We start from the raw sequence: 7,691 nt of genomic DNA on the forward strand, positions 1-7,691 counted from the left end.
CGCTCAATAACTCGGTGTCCGCGCGCTAGTCTGCTGCGTTAGGGGTGCTGGAACCCGAGAAAAGGGGTAGGCAGTTGACTACGAGCGAGCTAACCGATGTCGCACCCCACATCGACCCCGCCCCGGCTCAGGAGCCCGCCAAGCGTACGCGCCAGCTGCGCAGCCGTTTCCGGTTCGGCATCCAATCCAAAATCCTGGTCACCATGCTCCTCTCGAGCATCCTGGGCGTCGCGGTGATCGGTCTCATCGGAGCCGTGTCCGGCCGCACCGCCCTGCGGCAAGTCGAATCCGAGCGGTTGATCGAGATGCGCGAATCCCAGCGGCGGGCGGTGCAGGCGCTCTTCAAGGAGCTGGCGAATTCACTGATCGTGCAGAGCGGCGGTTTCGGCATCAACGAAGCAACGACGAACCTCGCCGCCGGCTTTGCGCAACTGGCCACTGCGAACATCACACCCGCCCAAGAGCAGTCGCTGGTCAATTACTACGAAAAAGACATGATCACGCCGATCAAAAAGGCCACCGGTGACGCGATCGATCTCAAGGCCGTGCTGCCGAGTTCCAATGCGCAGAAGTACCTTCAGGCGTATTACACCGCGGCGCCCAGGCCCACCGCCGACTCGCCGCCCGCCGAGGACGCCGGCGACGGCAGCGCGTGGTCGGCAGCCAACGCCCACTTCGATTTTTTCATGCGCAGTATCGTCACCCGCTTCGATTACCGGGACGCGCTCCTGCTGGACATGCAGGGCAACGTCGTCTACAGCGTCATGAAGGGCCCTGATTTGGGGACCAACATTCTCACTGGCCCGTATCGCGGATCCAACTTGCATGGCGCGTATCAAAAGGCGATGGCGTCCAACGATGTCGACTTCGTCTGGATCACCGACTTTCAGCAGTATCAGGCGCAACTCGACGCCCCCACGGCGTGGGTGGTGTCGCCGGTCGGCATGAACGGCAAAATCGAAGGGGTCATGGCCCTGCCCGTGCCGATCGGGAAGATCAACACGATCATGACCGCCAACAGGCATTGGGACGCCGCGGGCATGGGAGTGGCCACCGAGACCTATCTGGCGGGCCCGGACGACTTGATGCGTTCGGATTCAAGGGCATTCATCGAAGACCCGAAGCAATACCGGCGCGAGGCCATCGAGGCCGGCACCCCACCCGACGTCGTGGACCGGGCGCTTCGCCTGGGTGGCACCACGTTGGTGCAGCCGGTGCCGACCGCGGGGCTGCGCGCCGCCCAGCGCGGCGAGACCGGCGTGATCAGCGCCACCGATTACACGGGGAACAGGGAGCTGGAAGCCTATGCCCCGCTGGACATACCGAACTCGGATCTGCACTGGTCGGTCTTGGCCACCCGCGACAACTCCGATGCTTTTGCGCGGCTGGGCCGGTTCAGCAAAAACCTCGTCATCGCGGTCACGGCAATGATTTTCGCCATTTGTGTGGCCTCGATGTTTGTCGCCCAGGCGGCGGTGCGCCCGGTCCGGCGCCTCGAAGAGGGCACCCGCAAGATCAGCTCCGGCGACTACGACATCAACATCCCGGTGCGATCGCGCGACGAAATCGGCGATCTCACAGCGGCTTTCAATGAGATGAGCCGAAACCTGGCGATCAAGGAAGAGCTGCTCAACGAGCAGCGCCGTGAGAACGACCGCCTGATGCTGGCGTTGATGCCCGAGTCGGTGTTGCAACGCTATCGCGAGGGCGAGGGGACCATCGCCCAGAAACATCAGGACGTCGCCATCATCTACGCCGACATCGTCGGCCTCGACGAAATCTTCGCCGAAATGCCCGAAGCCGAATTGGTCGGCACCGTCGACGAACTCTTCCGGCAATTCGATTCGGCCGCCGAATCCCTTGGCGTCGAACGGATCCGTACGTTTCACAACGGTTATCTCGCCAGCTGCGGGGTCATCACCCCCCGGCTGGACAGCATTCACCGCGCCGTCGACTTCGCCCTTGAACTCGGCCGCATCATCGATCGGTTCAACAGCCAGAGCAGCTACCAGCTGGCCCTTCGCGTAGGTGTCAACACCGGCAACGTCGTGAGCGGGTTGGTGGGCCGCTCCGGAGTTGTCTATGACATGTGGGGCGGCGCGGTGAGTCTCGCCTACCAAATGCACAGCGGCTCACCGCAGGCCGGCATCTATGTCAGCTCGCAGGTGTACGACGCGATGCGCGACGTCCGGCAGTTCACTGCGGCGGGCACGATTTCGGTCGGCGGCACCGACCAGGTTATCTACCGGTTGCTGGAGCGCTGATGAACGTTTTCGGGTCGCCGTGGTTCTACTGGGCGGTCGGTATCGCGATCGGGTTACCGATCGGGATGATCCTGCTCACCGAAGTGCACGACGCGCTGCTGCGCAGGCAAAGCCCCCTGGCCAGGCAGGTCGCGCTGCTGCGCAACTACCTGCTTCCGCTCGGTGCGCTGTTGCTGCTCCTGGTCCAGGCTTCGGGGATCCCGGCCGGTGACATACCGGTGCGAATCCTGACCACCGTGTTCGGCCTGCTGGTGGTGGTGCTGCTGCTGTCCGGGCTCAACGCGACGGTGTTCGAAGGCGCACCCGAAAAGAGCTGGCGCAAAAGGCTTCCCACCATCTTTATCGACGTCGCCCGGATAGCGCTGATCTGCATCGGCTTGGCGGTGATGTCGTCGTACATCTGGGGTGTGCGTATCGGCGGCGTGTTCACCGCGTTGGGCGTCACGTCGGTCGTCGTCGGTTTGATGCTGCAGAACTCCGTCGGCCAGATCGTCTCGGGTCTGTTCATGCTGTTCGAGCAGCCGTTTCGGATCGATGACTGGCTGGACACCGGCACCGCGCGCGGACGCGTCGTCGAGGTCAACTGGCGCGCCGTGCACATCGACACCGGCAGCGGAATTCGGATCATGCCGAACGCGGCGCTGGCCACCACGTCCTTCACCAATCTCAGCCGCCCGCCCGGGCCGCACAAAGTGACGATAACGACAACCTTCGCCGCCGCCGATGCCCCCGACCGGGTGTGCGCTGTGTTGTCGCAGGTGGCCCGCGCGCTGCCACAGCTCAAGACCGGCAGCGTGCCCCGTTCGTTGCCCCTGGGCGGTGGCGAGTACCGCACGACGATCGGGTTGGACTCGCCGGCCGATGCCGGCGCCGCGACGGCCACGTTCCTGCGGTGGGTGTGGTACGCGGCGCGACGGGAGGAGTTGCACCTCGACGACACCGATGACGACTTCTCGACGGTCGAACGCGTGGAGCACGCGTTGCACGCGGTGGTGGCGCCGGCCCTGCGGCTCAGCACCGAGGAACAGCGGTCGTTGCGATCCTCGGCGCGCATCGTCCGGTACGGCACCGACGAAATCGTGGAGGACGTCGGGCAGGTGCCCACGGTGATGACGTTCTTGGTCGCCGGCCGGGTGCAGCTCACCGCCACCGCCGACGACGGGACGATCGTGCCGATCAGCACCCTGTCCGAGGGAGCGTTCCTGGGGCTGACGGCGCTGACCCGCCAGCCCAACCTGGCCAGCGCGTATGCGCTGGAAGAGGTCACCGCCTTGGAGATCGATCGAGAACACATCGAGCATCTGGTGATGCGTGCACCGACGCTGCTGCAGAACTTCGGCAACATCCTCGAAGAGCGTCGCAGCAAGGTACGGACGGCGCGACGCGGCGAGCGGGTTGGGTAGTGGCGATCGCGAGCGCGGCGGAGCCGGGTGAAGCGGGTCGCCACCATTGGGGGTATGGCGATCGCGAGCGCGGCGGAGCCGGGTGAAGCGGGTCGCCACCATTGGGGGTGTGGCGATCGCGAGCGCGGCGGAGCCGGGTGAAGCGGGTCGCCACCATCGGCGCTGGGCCAGTGGGCCGCATCACCCGGGCTTTTGCGGCCGGATACCCTGATTCAATGAGTCTGCAGGCACCATTGCGCAGCGGAGCGGCCCAACAGCTGGAGCCTGACTTGCGCCGGGAGGTGCACGACGCCGCCCGCCGCGCCCGCGTCGCCTCCCGTGTCCTGGCGTTGTTGCCGACCGTCGCCAAAGACCAGGCGCTGCGCTCGGCGGCCGAGGCGATTGCCGCCCACGCCGAATTGATCTTGTCTGCCAACGCCGAAGACGTCGAGGCCGCCCGCGCCGCCGGCACGTCGACCGCGATGCTCGACCGATTGGCGTTGGACACCAAGCGCGTTGAGGGCATCGCCGCCGGCCTGCGCCAGGTCGCCGGGCTCCCCGACCCGGTCGGGGAGGTGCTGCGCGGCTACACGTTGCCGAACGGACTGCAGCTGCGTCAGCAGCGGGTCCCGCTCGGCGTCGTGGGAATGATCTACGAGGGCCGGCCCAATGTGACCGTCGACGCGTTCGGTTTGGCGCTGAAGTCCGGCAACGCCGTGCTGTTGCGCGGCAGCTCGTCGGCGACGCGGTCCAACCAGGCGCTGGTCCAGGTGTTGCGGGCCTCGCTGGTCAGCGAGGACCTGCCCGCCGATGCGGTGCAGCTGCTTTCGGCGGACGACCGGGCCACGGTGACGCATCTGATCCAGGCCCGCGGCCTGGTCGACGTGGTGATCCCGCGCGGCGGGGCGAACCTGATCAACGCGGTCGTGCGCGACGCGCAGGTGCCCACCATCGAGACCGGGGTCGGCAACTGTCACGTGTACGTGCATGACGGTGCCGATTTGGACGTGGCGGAGCGGATCCTGCTGAATTCCAAGACGCGTCGGCCCAGCGTCTGCAACGCCGCCGAGACACTGCTCGTCGACGCCACGATCGCCGAGGAGGCGCTGCCGCGGCTGGTCGCTGCCCTGCAGGACGCGGGCGTGACCGTGCACGGTGGTTTTTCCAGGGATGCCCACGAGGACGATCTGCGGCGCGAGTACTTGTCGATGGACATCGCGGTGGCGGTGGTTGACGGTATCGACGCCGCGATCGCCCACATCAACGAGTACGGCACCGGCCACACCGAGGCCATCGTGACCACCAATATGGCTGCGGCGCAACGGTTTACCGACGGCGTCGACGCCGCGGCGGTGATGGTGAACGCTTCTACGTCCTTCACCGACGGGGAGCAGTTCGGTTTCGGCGCCGAAATCGGCATCTCCACCCAGAAATTGCATGCCCGCGGTCCCATGGGGCTGCCCGAATTGACCTCGACCAAATGGATCGCGTGGGGTGACGGACAGACTCGTCCGGCCTGATGCCCCCGTGAAGAAAGTGTTTTAGGAGAACCGATTGTGAGTGTGCCCGCCCGGTCAAAGCCGCTGTTCGAGGACATCGACGACGTCTCGCGGCGGTTGGCCGAGACCGGCTACTTGCCCGACACCGCCACTGCGACGGCCGTGTTCTTGGCCGACCGGCTCGGCAAGCCGTTGTTGGTGGAAGGCCCGGCCGGCGTGGGCAAGACCGAATTGGCCCGCGCCGTCGCCCAGGCCACCGGGTCGGGCCTGGTCCGCCTGCAGTGCTACGAGGGCGTCGACGAGGCTCGCGCGCTCTACGAGTGGAACCACGCCAAGCAGATCCTGCGCATCCAGGCCGGCTCGGGGGACTGGGACCAGACCAAAGACGACGTGTTCAGCGAGGAATTCCTGCTGCAGCGTCCGCTGCTGACCGCGATTCGGCGCACCGAGCCGACGGTGCTGCTGATCGACGAGACCGACAAGGCCGACATCGAGATCGAGGGCCTGCTGCTGGAGGTGCTGTCGGACTTTGCGGTGACCGTCCCTGAACTGGGCACCATCACCGCCGAGCGCACACCGCTGGTGGTGCTGACCTCCAACGCCACCCGCGAACTGTCCGAGGCACTCAAGCGTCGCTGCCTGTTCCTGCACATCGACTTTCCCAGCCCCGACCTGGAACGGCGCATCCTGTTGTCCCGGGTCCCCGAGCTGCCCGCGCACCTGGCCGAGGAGCTCGTTCGCATCATCGGCGTGCTGCGCGGGATGCAACTCAAAAAGGTTCCGTCCATCGCCGAGACCATCGACTGGGGCCGCACGCTGCTTGCCCTGGGGCTGGACACCATCGACGACGCTGTCGTCGCCGCCACGCTGGGCGTGGTCCTCAAACACCAATCCGACCAGCAGCGCGCGACCGGCGAGCTGCGGCTGAACTAGGAAGACCGCCATGGCCGCCCGCCGCATCCGACCCTCCCGGCCGCTCGCCCCGCACGGGCTGCCCGGTCATTTGGTCGGCTTCGTGGAAGCGCTTCGCGGGGCAGGGATTTCGGTCGGCCCGTCGGAGACGGTGGATGCCGGCCGGGTGATGGCCACCCTCGGCCTGGGCAACCGTGAGGTGCTGCGCGAGGGCATCGCGTGCGCCGTGCTGCGCCGCTCGGATCACCGCGAGACCTATGACGCCATGTTCGACCTGTGGTTCCCGGCGGCGCTGGGCGCCCGCGCGGTGGTCACCGAGGATGAGGCCGACGGCGCGTCAGACGACAACGCGTTGCCGCCCGACGACGTCGAGGCGATGCGCCAGATGCTCGCGGACCTGCTGACCGACAACCCCGATCTCGCCGACATGGACGAGCGCCTGGTCGCGATGATCGCCCGAATCGTCGAGGCCTACGGCAAATACAGCTCCAGCCGTGGCCCGTCCTTCTCGTCGTATCAAGCGCTCAAGGCGATGGCGCTGGACGAACTCGAGGGCAAGCTCCTTGCGGGGCTGCTCGCCTCATACGGCGACGAACCCACCCCCAGCCAAGAGGAGATCGCCAAAGCGCTTGCCGCGCAGCGGATCACCCAGTTACGCAAGATGGTCGACGCCGAGACCAAACGGCGCACCGCGGAGCAGCTGGGCCGCGATCACGTCCAGATGTACGGCATTCCACAGCTTTCCGAGAATGTCGAATTCCTGCGCGCCTCCGGTGAGCAGTTGCGTCAGATGCGCCGGGTGGTGGCGCCGCTGGCCCGGACCCTGGCGACCCGGCTGGCGGCACGCCGGCGTCGCAGCCGGGCCGGGACGATCGACCTCCGCAAGACGCTGCGCAAGTCGATGTCCACCGGTGGGGTGCCTATCGATGTGGTGCTGGCCAAGCCCCGCCCGGCGCGGCCGGAACTGGTGGTGTTGTGCGATGTCTCGGGTTCGGTGGCCGGGTTCAGTCACTTCACCCTGCTTTTGGTACATGCGCTGCGCCAACAGTTCTCGCGCGTTCGGGTGTTCGCCTTCATCGACACCACCGACGAAGTGACCCACATGTTCGGGCCGGAAGCCGACCTGGCGGTGGCCATCCAGCGGATCACTCGAGAGTCGGGTGTCTACAGCCGCGACGGCCATTCCGACTACGGCAACGCGTTTGCCTCGTTCGTGCAGGCGTTTCCCAACGTGCTGTCACCGCGCAGCTCACTGCTGGTGCTCGGGGATGGTCGCACCAACTACCGCAACCCGGAGACCGAGTTGCTGTCCCACATGGTGACCGCCAGCCGGCACGCGCACTGGCTGAATCCCGAGCCCAAGCATCTGTGGGGAAGCGGCGATTCCGCGGTGCCGCGCTATCAAGAGGTCATCGCGATGCACGAATGCCGGTCCGCCAAACAACTGGCCGCGGTGATCGACCAACTGCTGCCGGTGTGAGGGTCCCGCCGGGCGTCTTGTCACTTCAGTCACGGCAGCCTCCGCCCGAAAGGGCACTGCGTTTGCCCACCTTCGAGCGACAACCCCGCCCCCGCCCGGGGGTTTGGCGGGGAAGGGGGGCAAACCCATCACCGTCCGAAGCGGGGACTGGCGG

General features: G+C 66.5%; 5 protein-coding genes. All 5 read left to right on the forward strand.

Translation table 11 applies throughout. The features are described 5' to 3' along the window. Window positions 1-74 precede the first annotated feature (74 nt). The 5 genes from A5775_RS20410 (at window position 75) to A5775_RS20430 (ending at window position 7,537) form a co-directional block, all read left to right on the forward strand. Complete coding sequence (locus tag A5775_RS20410; protein WP_067256422.1) at window positions 75-2,264, forward strand: adenylate/guanylate cyclase domain-containing protein; 2,190 nt, start codon at window positions 75-77, stop codon at window positions 2,262-2,264. Beyond that, on the forward strand, window positions 2,264-3,667 hold the full coding sequence (locus tag A5775_RS20415; protein ID WP_067256414.1) for a mechanosensitive ion channel family protein: 1,404 nt from the start codon (window positions 2,264-2,266) through the stop codon (window positions 3,665-3,667). The genes A5775_RS20410 and A5775_RS20415 overlap by 1 nt, the downstream gene beginning before the upstream one ends. Window positions 3,668-3,882: 215 nt before the next feature. Then, window positions 3,883-5,166: a glutamate-5-semialdehyde dehydrogenase gene (locus tag A5775_RS20420; RefSeq protein ID WP_067256416.1), complete on the forward strand. Its 1,284-nt coding sequence runs from the start codon at window positions 3,883-3,885 to the stop codon at window positions 5,164-5,166. Window positions 5,167-5,202: 36 nt separating this feature from the next. Beyond that, window positions 5,203-6,078, forward strand: a complete 876-nt coding sequence (locus A5775_RS20425; RefSeq protein ID WP_067256418.1) for a MoxR family ATPase — start codon at window positions 5,203-5,205, stop codon at window positions 6,076-6,078. Between the two features lie 10 nt (window positions 6,079-6,088). Next, window positions 6,089-7,537: a VWA domain-containing protein gene (locus A5775_RS20430; RefSeq protein WP_067256420.1), complete on the forward strand. Its 1,449-nt coding sequence runs from the start codon at window positions 6,089-6,091 to the stop codon at window positions 7,535-7,537. Window positions 7,538-7,691 lie beyond the last annotated feature (154 nt).

The sequence above is a fragment of the Mycobacterium sp. 852002-10029_SCH5224772 genome (assembly GCF_001667315.1).
GTDB lineage: Bacteria > Actinomycetota > Actinomycetes > Mycobacteriales > Mycobacteriaceae > Mycobacterium.

Coding starts and splice junctions, on each gene's coding strand:
- A5775_RS20415 (WP_067256414.1), top strand. CDS start 2,264: ATGAACGTTTTCGGGTCGCCGTGGTTCTACTGGGCGGTCGGTATCGCG.
- A5775_RS20420 (WP_067256416.1), top strand. CDS start 3,883: ATGAGTCTGCAGGCACCATTGCGCAGCGGAGCGGCCCAACAGCTGGAG.
- A5775_RS20430 (WP_067256420.1), top strand. CDS start 6,089: ATGGCCGCCCGCCGCATCCGACCCTCCCGGCCGCTCGCCCCGCACGGG.